We start from the raw sequence: 23122 nt of genomic DNA, 5'->3' as shown, positions 1-23122 counted from the left end.
TCATGATGAAGCCCAAATGCTCTCCTTCCCTCTAGGATGGGAACACCAAGGCGACAAAGCGGCTCACGGTGAAAGCTTTCACTGGGGACCGCGCCCTTAAATTGTAGTGATTGATCTAGGAGTTAGGCGATACCGATGGTGAAACAACCCGTATCCGTAAACGGCGTCGTGCGCTGGCGGGATGTGGGTTTGGCGGACGCAAAACCACATCAGCAGAAGGAGCGCAAAATGGTGGTATTACGCCACGAAATTGGCGATGTTCTTCGTGATGTACGTCAACGTCAAGGCCGCACGCTCCGCGAAGTCTCACACAACGCACGTGTTTCTCTGGGCTACCTCAGCGAAGTGGAGCGCGGACAGAAGGAAGCATCTTCTGAACTGCTTTCCTCCATTTGCTCAGCCCTTGAGGTCCCTTTGTCGCTCATGCTGCGTGAAGTGAGTGACCGTTTGGCCATTGCCGAAGGCGTGGCCGTCCCTGACACTGTTCCCCAGGAATTTGCTGCACGCTATGGACGCGACTTGAACGAGGAACTCTCAGACGAGCTCAATAAGGGCTTGATGTCCGGCGCCTTTTAGCGCTTGTTGTCCACAGTGGGCAGGCGTGCAAGAAACCGGTCTTACCAAAAGGTAAGGCCGGTTTCTTGTTCCTCAGCTGCAGTTCCCCTAAGCGGCTCTTTGAGAACAGTTTTTAGAAGTCTGGGCGCTGTGGCTGGGCTCGCCCTTGCGGATGTGTCTGTGCTCAGCGGGTGTTTAGTAGCAGCTCAACGGCCGTATTCGGCATTGAGTTTAGCCACTAGCCGGGCTAGATCGGCAAGTTCGCGTTCGTCCCACCCGGCAAGCTGCTCATGAAATGCGCGTTGCCGGCCGGCATGCACCGAACGCATCTTCTCCAGCCCGGCCGGAGTCAACTCGATGAGTTGCGCGCGGCCATCCAGGGGATCGGATTCCTTGGCCACAAGCCCAATCGAGACAAGAAAAGCAATCTGGCGGCTGACGGAGGGTTTGCCCACTCCAATGCGTTTGGCGAGCTCCGTTAGTCGCATGCCGCCTTGATGATGCAGTACGGAGAGCAGGCCGTAGGCCGCGGGCTCCAGATCTGGATGCACGCTACGGGTGAGCTGGTGGTTGATGGCCCTGGCCCTGCGCCAGAGCAGGCTCAGCTGGGCGTCAAGGAGCTCAACGGCAGCGAGCTTTTCGTCGCTTACCTCAATGCCGTGCTCGGCAGGACTTGTCATAGCTCAAGTCTAAGTGAGCCTGTGGCAAATAGCGGTCCTTCAGCTGATAAGGACATGCGAGAATAGGGGGCGTGAGAGTTAGTGAATTTTGGCGATTGATGGATGATGAATTCAGCCCCTCCTATTCCAGGGTGCTTGCCCAGGATCTGGTCTTGGCTGGTGTGGGTGGAAACACCGCAAGCGCCGCGTTGCGTGCCGGGTATGATCCCAAGGACATCTGGCAGGAGGTCTGCAAGGTCCAGGATGTTCCGCGCTCACGGTGGCTCGGTCGGGACATTGCACCCAAAGATTAGCTGTTGCGGCCCGGAAAAGATGCCGCATTGAGTTACCCAAGTTCAACGACACGCCAAAAACATCGAATATCTATTCGAACAGCCGTATACTAAATGAGTAATGGCCCGTGGAGGAAGCAAATTAAGTTCTCCACAATTTTGACTCTGGTGCACCATGACGGCAGACAATGTCAGTGCCTTGAACTAGCGTTTTAGGTGTGGAGCAGATTCGCTAGCTCCGCAACCTTCACAGGAGGCCGGGAAACCGGCAGAGAAGTACAAGTGTCCAGCAGTTCGCCAGGCACTGACCGCATCAACCACTGACCGTGGACCTCGCTCACAGCGCGGTCCAGGGGGCCGGAAACGGCGCAAAGGAAAGACCGAGGTGAATCATGGCCGCTCCCGCAGACCGTGACAAAGCGCTGGCAGCAGCATTGGCCCAAATTGATAAGCAATTTGGCAAGGGTTCTGTCATGCGCTTGGGTGATGATGTCCGTGCACCCATTGAAGTGATCCCCACCGGGTCCATTGCCTTGGATGTGGCCCTGGGTATAGGCGGGCTGCCCCGCGGACGAGTCGTCGAGATTTATGGTCCGGAATCTTCCGGTAAGACCACCCTGGCACTGCATGCTGTTGCCAGCGCACAGAAACTTGGCGGCCTTGCAGCGTTCATTGACGCCGAGCACGCCCTTGATCCTGATTATGCCGCCAAGCTAGGTGTGGACACTGATGCTTTGCTTGTCTCTCAGCCGGATACCGGTGAGCAGGCGCTGGAGATCATGGACATGTTGATTGGTTCTGGTTCCTTGGACGTCATTGTCATTGACTCCGTTGCCGCGTTGGTACCCCGCGCCGAAATTGAAGGCGATATGGGAGATAGTCACGTGGGCCTGCAGGCCCGTTTGATGAGCCAGGCCCTGCGTAAGATCACAGGTCGCCTGAGCCAGACCAAGACCACAGCCATTTTCATCAACCAGTTGCGTGAAAAGATCGGTGTCTTCTTCGGCAGCCCTGAGACCACTACCGGTGGTAAGGCGCTGAAATTCTACGCCTCCATCCGCATCGATGTTCGCCGCATCCAAACTTTGAAGGAAGGCGCGGACGCCGTCGGTAACCGCACCAAGGCAAAAGTGGTGAAGAACAAGATGGCACCGCCCTTCAAGATCGCCGAATTTGACATCATCTATGGTGTCGGTATTTCACGTGAAGGCGGCATCATTGACATGGGTGTTGAGCACGGCATCATCCGCAAGTCGGGTTCCTGGTACACCTATGACGGCGATCAGCTGGGACAGGGCATGGAGAACTCCCGTCGGTTCCTCAAAGACAACCCCGAGCTTGCCGATGAGCTGGAGCGGTTGATCAAGGCCAAGCTGGGAGTGGGTGTTACTGCGGAAACCGAGGTTGAGGCTGCGCCCAAGCTCAAGGCAGTGGACGGCTTCTAGGCTCACCCATGAACACCGCACGTCGCGGGCCAGAACTGGTAGCTGACGCCAACCCGGCGTCGGCTGCCAGATCCATTGTGCTGCGCCAACTCACGCACTCGCCCAAAAGCCGTTTCCAGCTCAGTCAAAAGCTGGCCGAACGCGACATTCCCCAAGATGTAGCGGATGCTGTGCTTGACCGCTTCGAAGCCGTCAAGCTCATTGATGATGGAGAGTTTGCCCAGGAATGGGTGCGCACCCGGTCCCTGTATAAATCGCTGGCACGGGGTGCGTTGCGCCGAGAACTGGCCGAGAAGGGCATCGATGAGCATCTTGCCGAGACCGCTCTTGAACAAATTGACGATGCCACAGAACGTGACCAGGCGCGCGAACTGGTGCGCAAGAAGCTCCGCCCGTCCAACAATCTGGAGGATCGGGCTGAGCGTGATAAATACACAAGGCGATGGGTGGCCATGCTTGCCAGAAAAGGATTTAACCCTTCCCTGGCCTATCAAATTGTGGCTGAAGTCATTGACGAAAGCCTCACGGAGGGCTGACTCAAAGCTGCGCTTGCATTCATAGTTGAGCCGGTACCCGCTATGCTGGCGGCATATGCGTAATCACAATCCAACCCTGCGCCAAATCCTTGCCGTTGCTTTGACGGGAGGGCTATTGCTCGTCACCGGCGTCACAGCCGGACCTGCGCTGGGACAAGAGGGGCCGCCGTCGGGCTTCCCCAGCTGGGAGGATGTGCAAGCTGCCAAGGGCAACGAGGCCGCCACCGCGGCCGAGGTGTCCAAGATCGGAGGGTTGCTGGACTCGTTGGAAAATGAGGCAACAAGCCTCAGTGAATCCGCCGTTGGTGCTGGTGCCACGTTGGCCCTGACCCAACGCAAACTAAATGCCGCTGTTGCCGAGGTTGATGTTCTCAACGCTCAGGCTAACCGTGCTTCCGTGGACGCCGCTAAATACAAGAAGGACGCGGTGGCTGTTGCCGTGCAAAGCTACAAAAACGGTGGCACCGGCTTGGGACTCTTTGCCAGCGTGGCAGCGCTGGAATCGCCGGAGAGCCTAAACGGCGTTGAATTAATGCAGCAGGTGGGGGAGAAGGCAGCTCGGAAGCAAACCAAGGCCTTAGAGTCACAAGCTGCAGCAACGGCGCTGGAGAAGACTCGTAAGGCCGCGCAGGAAGTACAAGCTCTTTTAACCACTGAGGCCCGGGCTGCCAGTGACGCCGCCGTGGCCGCACACTCCGCCGTGGTTACACAACTCAATGCCAAAGAAGAGCAAAGCGCCACACTCACGGCCCAGTTGGCTTCCTTGAATAACACCACGGTCGCCAAAGAAGCCCAATACCGGCAAGGGCAGGAAGCCCAAGCTGCGTACTATCAGGCCCAAGAAGCCAAGCGCCAAGCTGCCGAGACCGCTGAAGCCCTGCGGCGGGCAGAAGCCGAACGTGAGGCGGCACGGCACCCGCACAAGCCCTCACGTCCTCAAGTTGTGCCCAATCCCGTGGTGCCACCCGCCAATCCCGCACCTGGACCCGCCAAGCCTGCCCCCAAGCCCGTGCCCGCCAACCCTGTACCTAACCCCGTCCCTGCCAAGCCTGTGCCAGGAGGTGGCTATATTCCCGTTGAGGTGCTGCTGCCCAATATTCCGGGCGGTGCTGTCAATGACCCTGCCGGTGCCAAAGCCTATGCTTCCTCCCGTATGGGCGGTTTTGGGTGGGCGCAGAGCGAATTCAACTGCCTGAACCTGTTATGGGAACGCGAATCCAATTGGCGCACCAACGCCACCAACCCCTACAGCGGGGCGTATGGAATTGCTCAAGCGTTGCCGCCAGGAAAATATGCTGCGGCAGGATCGGACTGGCTCAGCAATTACCGTACCCAGATTGAATGGGGCTTGGGCTACATTAAAAATCGCTACGGCTCACCGTGCGGGGCCTGGAACCATTCCCAAAGCGTCGGCTGGTACTAACCGAGCACGTGCCGGGTTCCGCCGGTTTAGCTCTTCTATGGCCGTTGGACTTAAGCTTGGTGGGTGAGCCTGATCCTAGAGAGCGTTGATTCGTCCGCCAGCCCAGCTAAGCACCCCCGCACCTACCAGGTGCGAACCTATGGCTGCCAAATGAACGTCCATGACTCCGAGCGCATGGCCGGACTTTTAGAGACTGCTGGGATGGTGGCGCTTGAGGAAGCCGGCCCCGCACGTGTGGTGGACAGCAACGGGGAGCCTGTGCCCGATGTGGTGGTTTTTAACACCTGCGCCGTGCGTGAGAACGCCGACAACAAGCTCTACGGCAACTTGGGCATGTTAGCCCACATCAAAGAATCCAACCCTGGCATGCAGATTGCTGTGGGCGGCTGCTTGGCGCAAAAGGACCGCGAAACCATTCAAAAGCGGGCACCTTGGGTTGACGTGGTTTTCGGCACTCACAATGTTGGTGCCTTGCCGGTCTTGCTTGAGCGGGCCAGGCACAATGCGGACGCCGAGATGGAAATCCTGGAATCCTTGGAAGTCTTCCCTTCCAGCCTGCCCACCAAGCGCGATTCGGTCTACTCCGGCTGGGTCTCCATCTCGGTAGGCTGCAATAACACCTGCACTTTCTGTATTGTGCCCTCCCTGCGCGGTAAGGAACGTGACCGTCGCCCCGGTGAAATTTTGGCTGAAATTCAGGCGCTGGTGGACGACGGTGTCATCGAAATTACGCTGCTGGGCCAAAACGTAAACTCCTACGGCGTGGAATTCGGTGACCGCCTGGCCTTCGGCAAACTGCTGCGTGCTTGCGGCGAGATCAAGGGCTTGGAACGCCTGCGCTTCACCAGTCCGCACCCGGCCGCGTTCACCGACGACGTCATCGACGCCATGGCCGCCACCCCCAACGTCATGCCGCAGTTGCATATGCCGTTGCAGTCCGGATCGGACAAAGTCCTCAAGGACATGCGCCGCTCCTACCGTTCGGCCAGGTTCTTGGGCATCCTGGATAAGGTGCGCCAGCAAATCCCGAACGCATCATTCTCCACGGATATCATCGTCGGCTTCCCCGGTGAGACCGAGGAGGACTTCCAAGCAACCCTCGACGTCGTTGAGAAGTCACGCTTTGCCACCGCCTTCACCTACCAATACTCCAAGCGTCCCGGCACCCCGGCCGCGGACCTACCTGATCAGCTGTCCAAGGAAGTGGTTCAGGAGCGATTCTTGCGTCTGACCGCCCTCCAGGACCGGATTGCTGCCGAGGAAAATGCCAAGCAGGTGGGGCGCAAGGTTGAGGTCATGGTGACCGCAGCATCGGGACGTAAAGCCGCCGAGACTAATCGCCTCTCAGGACGCGCCCAAGACCAACGGCTGGTTCACTTCAGTGTGCCGGAAGGTGCCACCGCTCCACGGCCCGGTGACCTCGTGACGGTCACCATTACCGGGGCCGCAGCCTTCCACTTGGTAGCTGATCCCGCCACTGCAACGGATTATCATCTACGCCGTTCGCGCGCCGGTGACGCTTGGGATCTGGCTCAGGCCGAGTCCTGTGGCGTGCCCACGGCTGGCGGCTCGGCTTCCTCATCGGTGAAGGGCGTGCGGCCCAAGGTGAGCTTGGGCATGCCGTCGCTGCCGGTCCGGACAGCGTGAGCCTTTCGCCTCAAGCCCGGATGGCTGCCCAGAGAGCTGAGCTCCCGCTGGTGGCCATTGTTGGCCCTACCGGTTCGGGTAAGTCTGAGCTGGCACTGACGCTGGCTGAGCGCTTTGACGGGGAGGCTATCAATGCCGACTCCATGCAGTTCTACCGGGGCATGGATATTGGCACGGCCAAACTGCCGCTGGCGCAACGGCGCGGCATTGCGCACCACCTGATGGATTTCCTTTCCGTTCGTGAAGACACCACCGTGGCCGCGTTTCAGAGCATGGCCAGGGAAGCCATTGCGGAGATCCGTTCCCGCGGCAAGCTACCCATCCTCGTAGGCGGATCAGGGTTATACAACAGGGCAGCCCTTGACGTCTTGGAGTTTCCCGGGACGGACCCTGACATCAGGGCAATGCTTGAACACGAGTTGGAGAGAGACGGCTTAGCGGTGCTCGTGGCTCGGCTACAAGAGGTGGACCCCGTCTCCGCAGCTCGCATCAATGATGCCAAGCGCGTAGTCCGGGCCCTTGAGGTACATGCGTTGACAGGACGTGCCTTCAGTTCCTTCATGCCGGAACGTGAGTATGTCAGCCCCACCCTGCAGATTGGTTTGAACGGTGACCGTGCCGAGCTCCATGCTCGGCTTGCCCGACGAGTCCACGGCATGGTGGACGCCGGCCTAATCGATGAGGTGAGAGCACTCATCCCCGAAGGCCTGCGGGAGGGCCGGACCGCGCACAAGGCGCTTGGCTACCAACAGTTCCTGCGAGTCTTGGACGGCAGCTCCACAGTGGCCCAAGCCAGCGAAGAAACCATTGTGGCCACCCGGCAGTTTGCCCGGCGCCAACTCACATGGTTCCGTGCAGACCCCCGAGTGAACTGGCTTGACTGGTCCCAGCCGGATCTTGGCGAGGCCGCAGCGGCACTGCTGAAGGCGGATTTTCCGGAAGTCTAAGACTTGCGCCAGGGTCCGGGTGGCTCGTGGCACTTCGTTGCGGGTTGCGGGTTGCGGGTTGACGGTGACGGGGCTGGGAATGTGGGCTGTGGATAACGTGGTGGCGTGTAAGGCCCATGCACGGTATTTTGGAAGTAAGCCAGCCGCAACGACTTCAACGGGGAAGCCGCTGCTTCGCAGCAGACTTGGGGGCAGGCAATGCGCCACACCAGAGCTGAACAGTTCCACAGGCCAAAGGTTGCTCTACTGCTGTTAGTAGCGGCGGTCTTGGGTATCTCTGGTTGTTCCTCCTTGCCGCAGGAAGTTGTAGAGGCTCCAACAAGTGCGGTTCCGGTTGCCAGTAATACAGCGGAGATGACGACGCAAGCTCTTGCCACCACTGCTGCTGCCTATAAGCCGGCTACGGAGACAGGGCCAGCCGAGAATGTTCCGGTGCCTGTCTTGCCTGAGAAGGCCAAGGAATTCAGTAAAGAAGGACTGATTGCCTTCACTGAATACTGGTATCAAACCCTGGGTTATGCCTTTGAAACCGGAGATCCTGACCCCATGATGGCCATTAGCGGGGAGGATTGCCCATCTTGTGAAGCGATGAAAGTGGCAGTAGTGCCGTGGCACTCTGAGGGTCGGTGGATCATGGGTGGGCAGATGATGGTCTTGTCCGCCACAACATCCTTTGTACCCCTCGAAGCCGGCACCTATCAGGTTACTGCCTTGGTAAGGCAGCAGCGTGTGAAGTACTTTCATGGTGACAAGACACTGGCAGAGGACAAAGGGGCTAAATCGACTCTGGGTGACCTGGTCGTAGCTGACTACAGTTCTGGCCAATGGGTTGCCCTCAATGTCACGCATCTTGAAGGCAGTAAGAAATGATCTGGTCTCACACAAAGTTATTGAGATCAATCAGTGCTTCAGCGCTATGCTTTCTCGTTGCGCTTTGCGGTGCTTCCCTGGCACAAGCGGATAATACCGTTCTACCTACACCAGACTGGGAGGATTCTGGGATTGATACGGATGCTTCAGTCCGGGTGCCGGGATCTGATGATCACTACGTCTCTGTGCCCGTGGGTGGTCAGAAAGATGCCTACGAGTATGAGGCGCGGGTTGCATGCGCTGAGGGTGACATTACGATTTTTACTGAATGTGCCGCGGTCATGCCGGAGTGTGTGGCTGGCGGAAGTGATGGCAAAGCCGGAACAGCTATCTATTGGTATGCGGCGCTAAAAGGTGCTGGGCCAGCCGTTTGGGTATTCCACTCGGGGCCGGTGTGTGTCTTTGGAGAAAAACCGCGTGACTTATTGGCGGAAATTGCTGGGCTGATAGCGCACGAGTTTCAGCGTACTCCCGTCGCCGCTGCAGAATTTGGCAGCCAGCCGGGGCCTCACACACTTCGGGGAAAGGAGACCAATGTCTGGGCCGAAGCTAAAACTCAAACGTTCAACCTGACCCTGCTTGGCCAAAAGGTGGTCATCACTGCCACTCCGGCCGCCTATACCTGGAGCTACGGGGACGGTACCATCTGGGGTCCTACTCCAATCCACGGTGCGCCGCTGCACACGGATCGCATTGGCGAGCAAACGCAAACCAGCCATGTCTACACCGAAACGGGCCGCCTGGCCATCAACCTGACCACTCACTTCAACGGCAGCTATAGTGTCAACGGCGGCCCAGACTTGCCCATCCCCGGCCAAGGAAGTATTCCCTCACCGGCACTGCCCCTGACGGTTTGGCGTGCCGAAACCCATCTCTACGCTGACGACTGCTTCGTGAACCCACACGGAGTCGGCTGTTGACCGATGTTGCGGCGCCGTGCCCAAGGTGCTTTAGTCTTGACTCATGACGGCTACCATCACCTCCCTGACAGGCATGCGCTTTGCAAAAGGCCACGGCACCGGTAATGACTTTGTGCTTATTGCTGATCCTGGTGGCATGCGCGAATTGGCGTCCGAGCAAATTGCCGCGTTGTGCGATCGGCGCCGGGGGATCGGCGGTGACGGACTGATTCGAGCCGTCCGCTCCCGGAACATCGCCGACGGAACAGCTGTCCTGGAGGAAAATCCTGCAGCGGAATGGTTCATGGATTACTACAACGCTGACGGTTCGCTCTCTGAAATGTGTGGCAATGGTGTGCGAGTCTTTGTCCACTTCCTCGTGACTCAAGGTCTCGTGGCATTGGAGGCAGGGGAGAAACTGGCCATCGGAACGCGCGGTGGCATCAAATACGTTGCCCGATTAGGTGAGGGTTACCAGGTGGACATGGGGCCGTGGGGTTTTATCTTCCCGGAGGAGTCGGGACAAGGCAGTGATTCGCTGGTGGAGGCATCGGGGCTTGAAGTGGCACGGCCCGCGCTATCCATCACGCTTGGAAACCCGCACACCGTGGTGGCTCTAGCGGATCTTGCCGAGTTGGCAACCGTGAACCTCACCTTGACACCCGCTGTGACTCCGCTGCCCCTGCACGGGACAAATGTGGAATTTGCTGTGCCTGCCGAGCCGCTCGTGAAGGACGACGTCGGCCACATTAGTATGCGTGTCCACGAACGTGGCGTGGGGGAGACGCTCTCCTGTGGGACCGGAGCCTGTGCCGCAGCTGCAGCCACCCGTTTCTGGGCTGGCTCTGGGGCCCCGGACTTGTGGGCCGTTGCCTTACCCGGTGGTGTACTGGGTGTGCGTTTCCAGCCCGGGCCGGACGGGCGCGAACATGTCCACCTCAGTGGACCCGCCGTGATGGTGGCCGAAGGTGTTCTGGCCTAGGGGTTGGTGCGTGTAACGCGCAGAATCCTAAACGCCTTGTTGGTGGAATCGCGGGAAACAACAAATCCCGCCTCCGGGAATTGCTCCTTAAGTTCGCCAGCAAGCCAGCGCTGGAGCGAGTCTGAGCCCAAGTTTTTTTGTACCACCAAATACGCTTTTCCGTTGTGGGCCAAGCGTGGCAGCCACATGAGCAGGATCGAATGAAGTTCTGATTTGCCGACCCTGATAGGCGGGTTTGACCAGATGGTGTTGAAGCGCACCTCTGGATCCACGGCGTCTGGGGTTGAAGCTTTGACGTTCTCCAAACCCAAGGCCTTGGCGTTGTCTTGGGTGAGCTCAATGGAACGAACATTGACATCTACTGCGTACACAGTGGTTGCCGGTGAGCGAAGGGCCAAAGTCAGCGCAATGGGCCCCCAACCGCAGCCGATGTCCAACAAATTGCCCTCGGCTGCAGGCGGCGGGGCCTCGTTGAGAAGGATCGTGGTGCCTTTATCTACACCGTCGGGGCTAAAGATGCCCCCAGCGGTGTGCAGTTGGCGCACCTCGCCGGCCAAAGTGACGCTGAGCGGACGGCGTTTCATTGGCGTTGACGGTTCTGAACTGAAATAGTGATCTGCACCCTGAGTACCCATAGTCATGCCAGATTAGTGCCGAATCCGTCCATTGTGTATCTAGGCACGCCTAAGGCATCCGCGGATACAGTGTGGGTTTATCCACATAGGAGGGCAGCAGAAGGTGTCAGTGTCGGTGTGGCGGACTACGATTGTAGAAAAGCGCCTATAAGGAGAATATGTCCAACGCATCTGCAAACAACGGTTCCGACGGCAACGAGCTGCCCAACGAAGGGCACAACGCGGCAACGTCGGAGAGCCACGGCACAGGAGAGAACGCCCTGTCAGCCGCTGAGATCGAAGTGGTGATTGACCGCATTTTGGCCAAAGACGCGGCCGCAAGCCGTGCTGTGCGTGCCGAGGATGAACTTGAGGGGCAGGATCCTTTCTCTGCTGCGCCGTCAACCCGGCCCCTGAGCGGCCGTGCCCAAGCCGTCTCCACCCTGAATTTTCAGCACAGTAGCTCTGACGGTGATCAAAGTGCGCTGGCAGACCGTAATGCCCTGCGCCGGAAGGCCAGCCTCTCCACCGAACTCGAAGATGTTAGCGAGGTTGAATACCGGCAGCTGCGGCTTGAGCGGGTTGTGCTCGCTGGGCTCTGGTCTTCAGGGACAATGGCGGACGCCGAGAATTCCCTGAAGGAACTGGCCGCGTTGGCCGAAACTGCCGGCTCGGAAGTCCTGGACGGCTTGGTCCAACGCAGGGCCAAACCGGATCCAGCAACATATCTGGGCCAGGGTAAGGCTCAGGAACTCAAGGAGATCGTGCACGCAACGGGAGCAGACACGGTCATCATCGATGGTGACCTTGCTCCCTCACAGCGCCGTACCTTGGAAGAAGTTGTCCACGTCAAAGTCATTGACCGGACAGCACTGATCCTGGATATTTTTGCCCAGCACGCGCAATCGCGGGAAGGTCGGGCCCAAGTTGAGCTGGCACAGATGGAGTACCTGTTGCCGCGCCTGCGCGGTTGGGGCGATTCCATGTCTCGCCAGGCGGGCGGCCGGGTGGGAACTGCCGGAGGCGGTATTGGTTCACGTGGTCCCGGTGAAACAAAGATGGAACTGGATCGACGCAAGATCCGCAACCGCATGGCCAAGTTGCGCCGTGAAATTGCTGCGATGGCGCCGGCTCGGGAAACCAAACGTGCCAACCGCAAGCGCAACAGTGTGCCCTCCGTGGCCATTGCTGGGTACACCAATGCGGGCAAATCCTCCCTGCTGAACCGTTTGACGGACGCCGGTGTGCTGGTAGAGAACGCCTTGTTTGCAACCCTTGATCCCACGGTCAGGAAAACCGAGACCTCAGAAGGTTTGGGGTACACCTTGGTGGACACGGTAGGTTTTGTGCGCGCCTTGCCCACCCAGCTGGTGGAAGCTTTCCGCTCTACGTTGGAAGAAGTGGCTGACGCCGATCTGATCCTGCATATTGTGGATGCCTCGCACCCTGACCCGGAAGGACAAATTTCTGCCGTACGTTCGGTCTTTGCCGAGGTAGGCGCGCTGCAAATACCTGAAATCATCGTCTTGAACAAGGTGGACATCGCCGATCCCTTTGTGGTCGAGCGGCTCATCCAGCGTGAATCCCGCACCGTGGTGGTCTCAGCCCGTACTGGCCAGGGCATGGATGAACTGCTCCAAGCCATCGAAGAAGGTATTCCGCACCCCAGCGTCTTAGTAACCTTGTTGATCCCCTATGACCGTGGTGATGTACTCAATAAGCTCCATCGCAGCGATGCAGAGATCATCAGCTTGGAACACGGAGAGCATGGCACTTTGGCCCACGCCCGTGTCAGGGAAGACTTGGCAGCTGAGGTTGAGCCGTTTGTCCAGCATGCCTGAAAGTGAACTTTCGCAGCAGGCTCTGGAATTACTGGATCGTGCCGTTGCTGCCATGGGTGGACAACGCCGTGATGGGCAGCATGAAATGGTCCGCCGGGTAGTTGCTGCCTTAGAGAGCGGGGACCACCTTTTGGTTCAGGCGGGCACAGGCACCGGAAAGTCCCTGGCCTACCTGATTCCGCTGATAGTCAATGCGCTCACCAGCGAGAAGCCAGCCGTCATTGCAACAGCCACTCTGGCCCTTCAAGCACAGATTGTGGGCCGTGACGTGCCCCGGCTGCTCGCTGCTTTGGCGCCAGTATTGCCGCGCCCCATTGACGTGGCTCTCGTAAAAGGCCGCAGCAATTATGTATGCAAGCAAAAGCTGGCTGGAGGCTTCCCCACAGAAGATACGGGGGAAGGCGCCCTGTTCAGCCTGGGGGAGGACACCAGTGTGGCGCACCTGCCCGGTGCTACTTCCGGGCCCACCTCACAGCTGGGTAAGGAAGTGGTCAGGCTGCGTGACTGGGCGCAGGAGACTGACACAGGGGATCGGGATGAGCTTGTCCCTGGCGTGACGGACAAAGCATGGCGGCAAGTCTCTGTTACCTCCATGGAATGCCTCGGCGCGCAAAAGTGCCCCCTTGCCACCGAATGTTTCTCTGAGCTGGCCCGTGCCCGCGGCGCCCAGGCAGACATTGTTGTCACCAACCACGCCATGCTGGCCATTAGCGCCTTCGAAGGTATAGCAGTGCTTCCTGACTATGACGTTGTGGTGGTGGACGAGGCCCATGAGCTCCAAGATCGGGTGACGGGGGCTGTTACAGGGCAACTATCTGTCCAGATGGTTTCCGCAGCGGCATCAAGCACGCGAAAGCACACGGCGGTTTCCGTGGATGCCTTGCATGCCAGCGCGGCCGCTCTGGACCTAGCTTTGGCGGGGACCCCTGAAGGGCTCTTTCCCAACGGCCTCAATGAACAGCAGTCCCAGGCGGTGGAACAGTTACGCGACAGCGTCCGGGCAGCCCTCTCCGACTCCAAACCTGAGGGCAATGCGGCGGTTGACAGTGGCCGTTCCATTGCTCGTTCACGGCTCAATCTGATCTTTGATCTGTGTGAGCGTTTGCTGGATGCCACCAATGCAAGGGAAGTGGTGTGGGCATCCCGCCCAGGTTCTTTCACCCCCGGGAAGGGCTACCAAAAGGCCGATGAAAGTGAGCCTGCGGTGCTCAATATTGCGCCGTTGAGCGTGGCCATGAAATTGCGGGAAGGACTCTTCGCTGACCGGACGGTAGTGCTCACCTCAGCTACCCTTGCCATTGGAGAGTCTTTTCAAGCCACCGCTGGCGGACTGGGATTGTTGGGTCCTAGCGCACCCGCGTGGACGGGGGCCGATGTTGGATCTCCCTTTGACTACCCCAAGCAGGGCATGCTCTATGTTGCCGCTCATCTGAAAAAGCCGGGCTTTGGCATGTCGGAGGCGCAGCTGGATGAATTGGAAGCACTGATTTCTGCCGCCGGTGGGGGAACCTTGGCATTATTCTCCTCACGGCGTGCGGCGGAAGATGCAGCTGAGAAGCTCCGCAAGAAGTTGAAGGTGAAGATCCTGTGTCAGGGGGATTCCTCCATGTCGGGGCTCATCAAGGAATTCGCGGATGAACCCGACACCTGCCTCTTTGGCACCATGTCCCTTTGGCAAGGGGTTGATGTTCAGGGCACCTCGTGCCGGCTCGTTGTGATTGACAGGATTCCCTTCCCCCGCCCTGATGATCCGTTGGTGACCGCCCGGGCGCGTGCCGTGGCGCAAAGTGGTGGGGATGGATTCATTGCCATTTCAGCCACCCATGCCGCAGTGAGGTTGGCGCAGGGGGTGGGGCGCCTGATCCGCTCTAGCGATGACCGGGGTGTGGTTGCTGTTCTTGACTCGCGGCTGGCCAATGCCGGTTACGGAGGCTTCCTGCGAGCCGCCCTGCCGCCATTCTGGTCTACGAAAGACCGTACCGTGGCGCTTGGTGCGCTGAAACGGCTTTCCGGAAAGTAGTGCTGCCAACACAAAAGCGCCCCGCTAGACGGGGCGCTTTTGTGTAGGCAGCTGCTGTTACAGGCTGCGAAGTACCGAGACAACCTTGCCCATGATGGTGGCATGATCGCCAAGAATGGGTTCATAGCGGGTGTTTTGCGGAAGAAGCCAAGTATGGCCGTCGCGTTGCCTAAACGTTTTCACAGTGGCTTCGTCCTCCAGCAAGGCTGCCACGATGTCTCCATTGTTGGCCGTGGGCTGCTGCCGAACCACGACCCAATCGCCGTCGCAAATTGCGGCGTCGATCATGGAATCACCCTGGACCTTGAGCATGAAGAGTTCGCCGCTGCCCACAATCTGCCGCGGCAGAGGCATGATGTCATCCACCGCCTGATCGGCCAGGATGGGCCCGCCTGCCGCAATACGTCCCACAAGGGGTACGAACGCGGTGTCGGAGGAGGAGCTCAGCTCAGCAAAGTTCAATCCATTCGAACTGCGCAACGCCGACGGGGAGCTTACCCCTTCAATCTCAACCGTGCCGCTGTCCAGCACCAGCGGAATCAGAACTTCCATGGCGCGGGGACGCTTGGGATCGCGGCGCAAATAGCCGTGGCGTTCGAGCTGAGTCAGTTGGTGCGTAACGCTGGACAAGCTAGCCAGGCCAACGGAATCACCAATCTCACGCATCGACGGCGGGTACCCTTTGTCTGCAATACACCGCTGTATGCACTCAAGGATCTTCTTCTGCCGCACGGTGAGGCCCTTCATGCCGGCCCGGCTGGGGGCTTGAGGAATGCGGTGCGGCGGGTCTGGAAGCGTCATGGTTCCGTCGGTCCTTTCGTGGCTGCCCTGAACAATGTCAGTGCCTGCTGGTGGACTGCATCATGCGGCCAATCCTTGTTCTTCCGAGTTTAAGCCACCAAGAGGCGAATTTCAAACATTTGTTCTATTTACTCTTGGCAAGTGTCGTCTATAGATGCTAAAACTGTACTAGAAGCAAATTAGAACATACGTTCTATCGAAGATGTTGAGTGTGGAATTTCGATCCGATGGGTGTGCTTGGCCACGGGATCCGGATTCACGGTGAAAGGACCACAAGTCATGAATGCAGCGCTTATCTCCCACGCATCCTTTGGCGTTTCCACAGCAGGGGTTAGCGCCCGTGCGGCCCGCATTGACCAGACAGTTGGAGCGGGGCGCACCGGTGCCATCACCGCTTCCCATTCCAGGGGTGCCTCCGATGCTGCAGGAAGGCTAGCGCTGACCAGGCGCGGGCGTCTGGTGTTCTTAGGGATTCCAGCCATTGTCACCGCCGCCCTACTACTGTTTTTGGCGCTGGCCATCATGGCGGGCTTCCTGGCGGGACCGGCGAATGCTGCAACGGAGTCGCAGCCGGTGAACCTTGCAGATTATGCCGTTGCGGTAACCGTCTTACAAGGTGACAGCCTCTGGAGTATTGCGGCCGCCGCAGATCCGGGCCGTGATGCACGCCATGTGGTCAGGGAGATCGTTGCTCTCAACGACTTAGGAAGCGGGATACTTCACGCCGGGCAGCGACTCTACGTCCCCATTCCCAAATAGCCCTCCGTACCAATAGGTCCGCAGGCCAAGAGCGCTCCTCCACAGCCGGGTAAGGTCTTGGCAGGTGTCCGCATTGTGTCGCCGTTTCGAACTTTCTCACGGCCACCAAATATGCTGGGGGAATGGACCAGTTTGAACGCCTCCGTCAATTGCCGCTTCGTGACGATCTGCGAGGCCTGCGCCCTTACGGGGCTCCTCAGCTAAATGTTCCCGTTCTGCTGAACGTCAATGAAAACACCCATGGCGTTCCCACGGATGCAAAAGAGGCCATCTTGGCAGCCGTTGCGCAGGAGCTTGACGGCCTCAACCGCTACCCGGATAGGGAATTCACGGTGCTTCGTCAGGAATTGGCGGCATATCTGGGTCATGGTCTGACGGAGGAGAATCTCTGGGCGGCCAACGGTTCCAATGAAGTTCTTCAACAACTGTTGCAAGCCTTCGGTGGCCCCGGCCGAACGGCCATGGGTTTCCCTCCCACCTATTCCATGTACCCGCTGCTCGCCAGTGGCACAGGGACTGGCTACGTGGCAGGTGTCCGTGAGGATGACTTCACCCTCACCGCGGAATCTGCGGCGGAGCAGGTGCGCCGCAACGGCCCCAACATCGTCTTCCTGTGTTCGCCCAACAACCCTACGGGAACGGCTCTTGGGCAAGATGTGGTCGAGGCGGTCTACCAGGCAGGGGAGGAAGCTCAGGCCATCATCATTGTTGACGAGGCGTACGCCGAATTCGCCCAGACGGGAACCCCTAGCGCACTGAATCTTCTCAAGGGCCGTCCTCGACTAGTCGTCTCACGCACTATGAGCAAGGCCTTCGCCTTGGCCGGTGCCAGACTTGGGTACTTGGCCGGCGCCCCTGAAGTAAGCGACGCGCTTCGCCTGGTCCGCTTGCCCTACCACCTCTCGGCCATCACCCAGGCAACTGCTGTGGCTGCTCTGCGGAACTCCACCTCTTTGCTGGCTAACGTGGAGCAGATCAAGGTCCAACGTGACCGGATTGTGCAGGAATTAAAGGAATTGGGACTCACCCCGGCCCCCTCAGATTCGAACTTTGTTTTCTTCGGTGGTCTAGAGAATCCCCATGAAGCGTGGCAGGCGTTGTTGAATGACGGTGTGCTCATCCGCGATGTTGGAATCCCCGGGCACCTGCGCGTCACCGCCGGCACGGAAGCGGAAACTACTGCATTCCTCACCGGGTTGCGTACCTTCCTAGCTCGCTAGTGCCCCCTGTAGGGTCCGGCCTTGGACTAAGTTCATCATTTGCGCCGCGGTTCATGAGTTCCACCGGACCCGGGTAATTGGGTCAAACTGACCTAGCCAATAAGTTCGCCAGTGGGGAACTGGTTGGGCATAACAGTGCCTTCCCTTCTAAGCTGGTATCAATACACCCCGTTTCGTTTGAGCGCCCCACCCTGCCCGGTATCTGCTGGTCGGGGCGCATAGTACACAAAGGACTGCCGCAATGACTGAGAACAGCCCGAAACCCGGCCAGGGACGTACCGCCCGACTGGAGCGTGCCACGAGCGAGTCCAGCGTCATGGTGGAAATTAACCTCGACGGGACAGGCGTGTCAAACATTGACACCTCTGTGCCCTTCTATGACCACATGCTCACGGCGCTGTCTAAGCACTCCTTGATTGACATGAACATCAAGGCCACGGGTGACACCCACATCGATGCCCACCACACCGTGGAAGATGTTGCCATCTCCTTGGGCGAGGTTCTCAAGGTAGCCCTGGGCAACAAGGCCGGCATCCGCCGTTTCGGTGAGGCAACCATTCCGTTGGATGAGGCATTGGCCAACGCCGTGGTAGATGTTTCAGGCCGCCCGTACCTGGTGCACAGTGGCGAACCTGCCGGTCAGGAATACCACCTGATTGGTGGTCACTTCACCGGGTCGCTGACACGTCACGTGTTTGAAGCCATCACCTTACACGCGCAAATCTGCCTGCATATGACGGTCATCGCCGGCCGCGATCCGCACCACATTGTTGAGGCCCAGTTCAAGGCCTTCGCCCGGGCTCTGCGCTCAGCCGTCGAAGCCGATCCCCGCGTCACTGGAATCCCATCCACGAAGGGTCTTTTGTGAGCTCTGGAGCTAACGAGACAGCAGTAAATAGTAAGCCCACGGTCACAGTTCTGGACTACGGTTCCGGCAACGTCCGCTCCGCAGTCCGGGCGTTGGAACGCGCCGGCGCCGTTGTCACACTCAGTGCAAAGGCCGACGACGTGCTGCATGCCGATGGCCTGGTGGTCCCCGGCGTTGGTGCCTTCGCCTCCGTGATGGATGAGCTCAAAGCCGTGGACGCGCTGCGCATGATCGGGCGCCGGGTTGCTGGGGGCCGGGCGGTGCTGGGTATCTGCGTGGGCATGCAAGTGCTTTTTGATGCCGGTGTAGAACATGGTGTGCACCGGGAAGGAATGGGGGAGTGGCCTGGAACTGTGGAACTGCTCCCTGCCCCTGTGGTTCCACACATGGGCTGGAACACCGTCACCGCAGCTCCGGGCTCCATGCTCTTTGAAGGTGTGGATTCGGAACGCTTCTACTTTGTCCACTCCTACGGTGTGCAAAAGTGGGATTTTGAGGTTCTCCAGCCCAAAATGCGTCCGCCCATGGTGACCTGGTCAGAGCACGGCGCACCATTCATTGCCGCCATTGAAAATGGCCCGCTGTGCGCCACACAATTCCACCCGGAAAAATCCGGTGACGCCGGAGCGCGCTTGCTGCGCAACTGGGTCCAGTCATTGACCAAGGCGGCACGCTGATGTATTCGCTGTTACTGATGGCCCTGGCAGGCGTGCTGATTGGTGGAGCCTATACGTTCTACCAGCAGAAAACCGCCCGCTGGATTCCCATCTGTTTTGCCGCACTTGCCGTCATGTCCCTGATAGCGGCATACCTCTTTACCCAATAGGACACAGCTCTACCCACTAGGGCCTAGTTCTACCCATTTGGCACCAGCGCCACTGCTGGCACCTGCTCCATTGATTCCCTGAAAATCTCTTGAACTAACAACGTTGAGGAACCCATGACCACCCCCATTTTGGAATTGTTGCCCGCCGTGGATGTTGCTGACGGACAGGCCGTCCGCCTGGTACAAGGCGAAGCTGGTTCGGAAACCGGATACGGTTCGCCCCTGGAAGCTGCCCTGAAGTGGCAAAACGACGGCGCGGAGTGGGTCCACTTGGTTGACTTGGACGCCGCCTTCGGCCGTGGCTCCAACGTGGAATTGCTGCGTGAGATGGTGGCAAGCCTGTCTGTCAAGGTTGAGCTCTCGGGCGGAATCCGCGACGATGCGTCCTTGGAAGGTGCCCTCGAATTGGGTGTTGGCCGGGTCAATTTGGGCACTGCTGCGCTGGAAAACCCCGAATGGACCGCCAAGGTGATTGAGCGCTTTGGTGAGAAGATCGCCGTCGGACTTGATGTCCGGGGCACCACCTTGGCTGGCCGTGGCTGGACCAAGGAAGGCGGGGATATCTGGGAGGTTCTTGCACGTTTGGAGGACGCTGGCTGTGCCCGTTACGTGGTCACCGACGTCACCAAGGATGGTACGCTGCGCGGCCCTAACGTGGAATTGCTGCGTGAAATGTGTTCCCGCACGTCCAAGCCCGTTGTCGCCTCCGGTGGCATCTCCAGCTTGGAAGATCTGCGCGTACTGCGCGAGCTGGTGGGGGTAGGAGTGGAGGGCGCCATCATTGGCAAGGCCCTGTACTCTGGCCAGTTCACGCTGCCGCAGGCCCTTGACGTTGCAGGCCGCCGCTAAACGATGACACAGATGCCCAAGAAGGAACTGCCCGGCCACATTGCCGCGGCCTTGGCCGGTGCCGGTGGGTCTACCGATTCGGCCGGGCAGCCTTGGGCGGGGCGGAACCTTCCGTCCCACGAGCAGTACCATAACTTTGAGACGGACGACGGCGCTGCAGACTCCGGCTACACCGCGGCCTTGGAGAAACTTCTCACGGGTGAGTGCACGGAGGCGGATGTTGTGGCTGCACTTGCCACCGCCCGCGTCTTCATCCCGATCGTGGCTCAACTTGCGGAGCAAACCGTGGGAGAGAACGGGCTGGTCTCCGATAAGGAATCCGATATGGCTTTGGTGACCTTGCAAGGGCCGGATGGGCGCCGGGCGCTGCCCGCCTTTACTCATGCACTTGCACTGTCCCAGTGGTATCCACAGGCCCGCCCTGTTGCTGTGTATGCGGCCAGGGCGGCTCTTTCGGCCGTGGCTGAAGAAGCACAACTGTTGGTTTTGGATCCCGGTTCGCAGCGACCCTTTGTGGTGCGCAGGCCGGCCATGTGGGCCTTGGCGCAGCAGCAGGAATGGGTGCCAAGCTATTGTGATGATGCCGTCAGCCGTATTCTGGCGGACTCGGCGCACGCCCTAGGGCATCCATCCGTGGTAAGCATTTCCGCAACGCCAGGGCAGGGCATACAATCCCATTGGGACACAAAAATCGAACCGTCTGGACGGTTGGCGGCCGGTGGCGGAACGGGCCCGGAATTGTGTGTCACACTGACCCTCTTGCCCGGGCTGGATCAGTCCGCTGTCAATGGGGTGCTCGCAGCTCTTCAAGAGTCTTGGGCGGCGAACGAGTACTTTGCCTACGCTGTTGATTCGATACAGATTCGGCTTCAGCATCCCCCCACCCCGCAGGACCCCATCGCAATGTAGCACAGACGCTCTTTTGTGATCATCATGAAAGAGAGTGCCCCGTGAACTTTGCCGCGTACCGTGAAATCCTGGCGGTTGGACCCGTGCGCAGACTGCTGATCATAGCCATGTTTGCGCGCATCCCGCATGCGGCTGCCGGCGTTCTCCTGACACTGCACGTTGTTGAAACCATGAAGCTCAGCTATGCCTCTGCTGGGCTGGTTGCCGCCGCCATCACGATCGGCATGGCCTTCGGCGCCCCGTGGCGTGGGCGGCTCGTTGACATTCATGGACTGCGCAGAGCTCTAGTTCCCTCAGTGATAGCCGAGGTTGCCGTCTGGAGCGTGGCGCCGCTCTTGAGTTTTCAATTCCTTGTGGTGGCAGCATTCATCGGTGGAATCTTCGCCGTACCCATCTTCTCCGTGGTCCGTCAAGCGCTGAGCGTGATGGTGCCTCAGGCGCAACGGCGTACCGCGTATGCCTTGGACTCCATGGGGGCCGAAATCACGTTCATGATTGGTCCGGCTGCGGGCGTTTTGTTGGCCACCACCATTCACACTGTGGTTGGTCTGGTCATCATTGGGCTCACGGCGTCCATGGCCGGGGTGTTCTTGATGATCTTCAACCCACCCACCAGAACCGGGCAAAAGGGATCCTTCGTAGCCGTTGGCAGCGCCGAGGTGGCGCCCATCGATGCCGTTGAGGACCGCCCAGCCCCCGACCTTGCAGATAAGAACATCCTACTCAGGATGTGGGGCGGTACACGGCACAACCTGCGCTGGGTCAACATTGCTGTGCTTGCCATTTTGGGGACATCATTGGGAGCCGGGCTGGTCCTGGCCGGCACCAATGTGGGCATGGTGGCCATCATGCGGGAAAACGATGTTGTAGGAGATTTGGGTATTGTTTTCCTCTTCTGGTGCGGTGCCTCGATCGTTGGTGGCATTCTCTACGGAGCCCTCAAACGCTCCATTAACCCCTTGTGGCTGCTGATGGCCATGGCACTGCTGATCATCCCGATGGGATTTGCCACCGATGCGTGGACACTGGGCCTGCTCTCTATTCTTCCGGGCCTGCTCTGCGCGCCAGTCCTGACCTCAAGCGCTGAACATATTGCTGACCTGGTATCGGAACGCCGGCGCGGTGAAGCCATGGGCTGGTATGGATCCTCGATGACTATTGGCAGCGCCATGGGCTCACCCTTTGCAGGAGCCATGATTGATCGCATTGGCCCTTGGGCTGGCTTCGCCATCATTGGAGCCATCTGTGGCACGTTGGCAATCATTGGCCTGATCGCCATGTCGGTGTGGAACCGCCGCCGCAATGCTGCACTTGCAAAGAGTGCAACATCAAAGCTCGGGGCCGAGTTGGACCCGGATGAGTTCCTGGGCCAACCAGATCCGGTCTAAAGGGAGTTTAGAGACAAAAGAGAGTGCAGTTGGTGGACCAGAATGGTTTCGGTCCACCAACTGCACTCTCTTTTTCAAGTGCCCGGCCGGGTTTATCTAGAACCCTGAGCTAGGAACTAGTTGACTGCTCCGGTGAATTTCTCGCCGGGCCCCTTGCCTGGTGCATCAGGGAACTCGGAAGCTTCACGGAAGGCGAGCTGCAAGGAGCGCAGGCCATCGCGCAACGGGCCAGCATGCTGGCTGCCAATCTCGGGGGCCGCGGCCGTGACGAAGCCGGCGAGGGCCGTAATGAGCTTGCGGGCTTCATCCAGATCCTTCAGCTCTTCCGCGTCCGGTCCCGCTGCCAGGCCGCACTTGACTGCTGCCGCGCTCATGAGGTGAACGGCCGCGGTTGTTATGACCTCAATGGCCGGAACTTCGGCGATGTCACGCACCACCGAAGCTGCCTGGCTGTCCGTCAGGGACTCCTCCGCGGCCGCCTGAAAAGTGTTGCGTGACTCTGAATTATTATCTTGGGTACTCATACTGCTAAGCTTGTCATAGACCGACTCGATGCTGTTATTTAGAGTGTGTCCAAAAGACGAAAGTCACAGGATACGCCAAGGTAATGGCACAGAGTTTGCAAGTGGAGTCCTCTCCCACCTTTCGACCCTTCCAAGGCGTTGTCTGGTTCAGGTTGGCGCTTTCCCTTACTGGGGAGCCAGCACAGTCCGTTCGCGGAAAGTGTGTGCCAATTTTTCGAGGCCTCCATTGCATCAGCAAATTGGAGGC

24 protein-coding genes are annotated in these 23122 nt (G+C 59.0%); 20 read left to right on the top strand and 4 right to left on the bottom strand.

Annotation, left to right across the window (positions count from 1 at the left end):
* The first annotated feature begins 135 nt into the window (after positions 1–135).
* A complete protein-coding gene (locus ABIB48_RS06040) occupies positions 136–576 on the top strand; it encodes a helix-turn-helix domain-containing protein (RefSeq protein ID WP_110104349.1) in 441 nt (146 codons plus the stop codon).
* A 185-nt stretch (positions 577–761) separates the two neighbouring features.
* On the opposite strand, the gene ABIB48_RS06035 is transcribed toward ABIB48_RS06040, so the two are convergent.
* Complete coding sequence (locus ABIB48_RS06035; RefSeq protein WP_110104348.1) at positions 762–1235, bottom strand: MarR family winged helix-turn-helix transcriptional regulator; 474 nt, start codon at positions 1233–1235, stop codon at positions 762–764.
* A gap of 71 nt (positions 1236–1306) precedes the next feature.
* Between ABIB48_RS06035 and ABIB48_RS06030 the strand changes: the two genes are divergently transcribed.
* The 9 genes from ABIB48_RS06030 (at position 1307) to dapF (ending at position 10256) form a co-directional block, all read left to right on the top strand.
* On the top strand, positions 1307–1528 hold the full coding sequence (locus ABIB48_RS06030) for a DUF3046 domain-containing protein (protein ID WP_110104347.1): 222 nt from the start codon (positions 1307–1309) through the stop codon (positions 1526–1528).
* Positions 1529–1899: 371 nt separating this feature from the next.
* Complete coding sequence (recA, locus tag ABIB48_RS06025; RefSeq protein ID WP_110104346.1) at positions 1900–2952, top strand: recombinase RecA; 1053 nt, start codon at positions 1900–1902, stop codon at positions 2950–2952.
* Positions 2953–2960: 8 nt separating this feature from the next.
* On the top strand, positions 2961–3488 hold the full coding sequence (locus ABIB48_RS06020; RefSeq protein WP_110104345.1) for a regulatory protein RecX: 528 nt from the start codon (positions 2961–2963) through the stop codon (positions 3486–3488).
* Between the two features lie 55 nt (positions 3489–3543).
* The gene (locus ABIB48_RS06015) at positions 3544–4911 is read left to right on the top strand and encodes an aggregation-promoting factor C-terminal-like domain-containing protein (protein ID WP_245931983.1); all 1368 of its coding nucleotides are present in this window, start codon (positions 3544–3546) and stop codon (positions 4909–4911) included.
* Between the two features lie 63 nt (positions 4912–4974).
* Positions 4975–6558, top strand: coding sequence for a tRNA (N6-isopentenyl adenosine(37)-C2)-methylthiotransferase MiaB (gene miaB / locus ABIB48_RS06010; protein ID WP_110104344.1), 1584 nt, complete (start codon positions 4975–4977; stop codon positions 6556–6558).
* 20 nt (positions 6559–6578) lie between these two features.
* Positions 6579–7505: a tRNA (adenosine(37)-N6)-dimethylallyltransferase MiaA gene (miaA, locus tag ABIB48_RS06005; RefSeq protein WP_110104343.1), complete on the top strand. Its 927-nt coding sequence runs from the start codon at positions 6579–6581 to the stop codon at positions 7503–7505.
* Positions 7506–7859: 354 nt separating this feature from the next.
* A complete protein-coding gene (locus ABIB48_RS06000; protein ID WP_354212439.1) occupies positions 7860–8375 on the top strand; it encodes a DUF6318 family protein in 516 nt (171 codons plus the stop codon).
* Positions 8376–8566: 191 nt separating this feature from the next.
* Entirely contained in the window at positions 8567–9295 is a 729-nt protein-coding gene (locus tag ABIB48_RS05995; protein WP_354212438.1) for a hypothetical protein, read from the top strand.
* A gap of 43 nt (positions 9296–9338) precedes the next feature.
* Positions 9339–10256 carry a diaminopimelate epimerase gene (gene dapF / locus ABIB48_RS05990; RefSeq protein ID WP_354212437.1) on the top strand — a complete coding sequence of 306 codons (918 nt, stop codon included), beginning with the start codon at positions 9339–9341 and terminating at the stop codon, positions 10254–10256.
* On the opposite strand, the gene ABIB48_RS05985 is transcribed toward dapF, so the two are convergent.
* Positions 10253–10897: a class I SAM-dependent methyltransferase gene (locus ABIB48_RS05985; protein WP_373366677.1), complete on the bottom strand. Its 645-nt coding sequence runs from the start codon at positions 10895–10897 to the stop codon at positions 10253–10255. The genes dapF and ABIB48_RS05985 overlap by 4 nt on opposite strands.
* Positions 10898–11049: 152 nt before the next feature.
* On the opposite strand from ABIB48_RS05985, the gene hflX reads away from it, so the two are divergent.
* Positions 11050–12711 (top strand): GTPase HflX, encoded by a 1662-nt coding sequence (gene hflX / locus ABIB48_RS05980; RefSeq protein WP_110104339.1) that lies wholly within the window; start codon positions 11050–11052, stop codon positions 12709–12711.
* Positions 12704–14731: an ATP-dependent DNA helicase gene (locus ABIB48_RS05975; RefSeq protein WP_354212561.1), complete on the top strand. Its 2028-nt coding sequence runs from the start codon at positions 12704–12706 to the stop codon at positions 14729–14731. Before hflX ends, ABIB48_RS05975 begins: the two co-directional genes overlap by 8 nt.
* Positions 14732–14788: 57 nt before the next feature.
* Here the strand turns inward: ABIB48_RS05975 and lexA are convergent, their stop codons facing one another.
* Positions 14789–15532 carry a transcriptional repressor LexA gene (lexA, locus tag ABIB48_RS05970; RefSeq protein ID WP_110104337.1) on the bottom strand — a complete coding sequence of 248 codons (744 nt, stop codon included), beginning with the start codon at positions 15530–15532 and terminating at the stop codon, positions 14789–14791.
* Positions 15533–15811: 279 nt separating this feature from the next.
* Here lexA and ABIB48_RS05965 point away from each other — a divergent pair, with 279 nt between their 5' ends.
* From ABIB48_RS05965 to ABIB48_RS05930, 8 genes are all read left to right on the top strand, one after another.
* Entirely contained in the window at positions 15812–16291 is a 480-nt protein-coding gene (locus ABIB48_RS05965) for a LysM peptidoglycan-binding domain-containing protein (protein ID WP_354212436.1), read from the top strand.
* Positions 16292–16413: 122 nt separating this feature from the next.
* The gene (locus tag ABIB48_RS05960) at positions 16414–17511 is read left to right on the top strand and encodes a histidinol-phosphate transaminase (RefSeq protein WP_354212435.1); all 1098 of its coding nucleotides are present in this window, start codon (positions 16414–16416) and stop codon (positions 17509–17511) included.
* A 241-nt stretch (positions 17512–17752) separates the two neighbouring features.
* Positions 17753–18379: an imidazoleglycerol-phosphate dehydratase HisB gene (gene hisB / locus ABIB48_RS05955; protein ID WP_315914691.1), complete on the top strand. Its 627-nt coding sequence runs from the start codon at positions 17753–17755 to the stop codon at positions 18377–18379.
* On the top strand, positions 18376–19056 hold the full coding sequence (gene hisH, locus ABIB48_RS05950) for an imidazole glycerol phosphate synthase subunit HisH (RefSeq protein ID WP_315914689.1): 681 nt from the start codon (positions 18376–18378) through the stop codon (positions 19054–19056). The genes hisB and hisH overlap by 4 nt, the downstream gene beginning before the upstream one ends.
* Positions 19056–19205, top strand: coding sequence for a CG2302 family histidine operon protein (locus tag ABIB48_RS05945; protein WP_170120851.1), 150 nt, complete (start codon positions 19056–19058; stop codon positions 19203–19205). Before hisH ends, ABIB48_RS05945 begins: the two co-directional genes overlap by 1 nt.
* Positions 19206–19319: 114 nt before the next feature.
* Complete coding sequence (gene priA / locus ABIB48_RS05940) at positions 19320–20054, top strand: bifunctional 1-(5-phosphoribosyl)-5-((5-phosphoribosylamino)methylideneamino)imidazole-4-carboxamide isomerase/phosphoribosylanthranilate isomerase PriA (protein ID WP_110104332.1); 735 nt, start codon at positions 19320–19322, stop codon at positions 20052–20054.
* A gap of 12 nt (positions 20055–20066) precedes the next feature.
* On the top strand, positions 20067–20963 hold the full coding sequence (locus ABIB48_RS05935; RefSeq protein ID WP_354212434.1) for an SseB family protein: 897 nt from the start codon (positions 20067–20069) through the stop codon (positions 20961–20963).
* 41 nt (positions 20964–21004) lie between these two features.
* On the top strand, positions 21005–22351 hold the full coding sequence (locus ABIB48_RS05930) for an MFS transporter (protein WP_110104330.1): 1347 nt from the start codon (positions 21005–21007) through the stop codon (positions 22349–22351).
* A 116-nt stretch (positions 22352–22467) separates the two neighbouring features.
* Here ABIB48_RS05930 and ABIB48_RS05925 read toward each other — a convergent pair whose 3' ends face one another.
* The gene (locus ABIB48_RS05925; protein ID WP_110104329.1) at positions 22468–22875 is read right to left on the bottom strand and encodes a DUF1844 domain-containing protein; all 408 of its coding nucleotides are present in this window, start codon (positions 22873–22875) and stop codon (positions 22468–22470) included.
* Positions 22876–23122: the final 247 nt, after the last annotated feature.

This window comes from Arthrobacter sp. UYCu511 (assembly GCF_040547105.1).
GTDB classification, from domain to species: Bacteria; Actinomycetota; Actinomycetes; order Actinomycetales; family Micrococcaceae; genus Specibacter; species Specibacter psychrochitiniphilus.
Note: the sequence above shows the minus strand (reverse complement) of the source record. Positions and strands in the feature narration are given on the sequence as shown.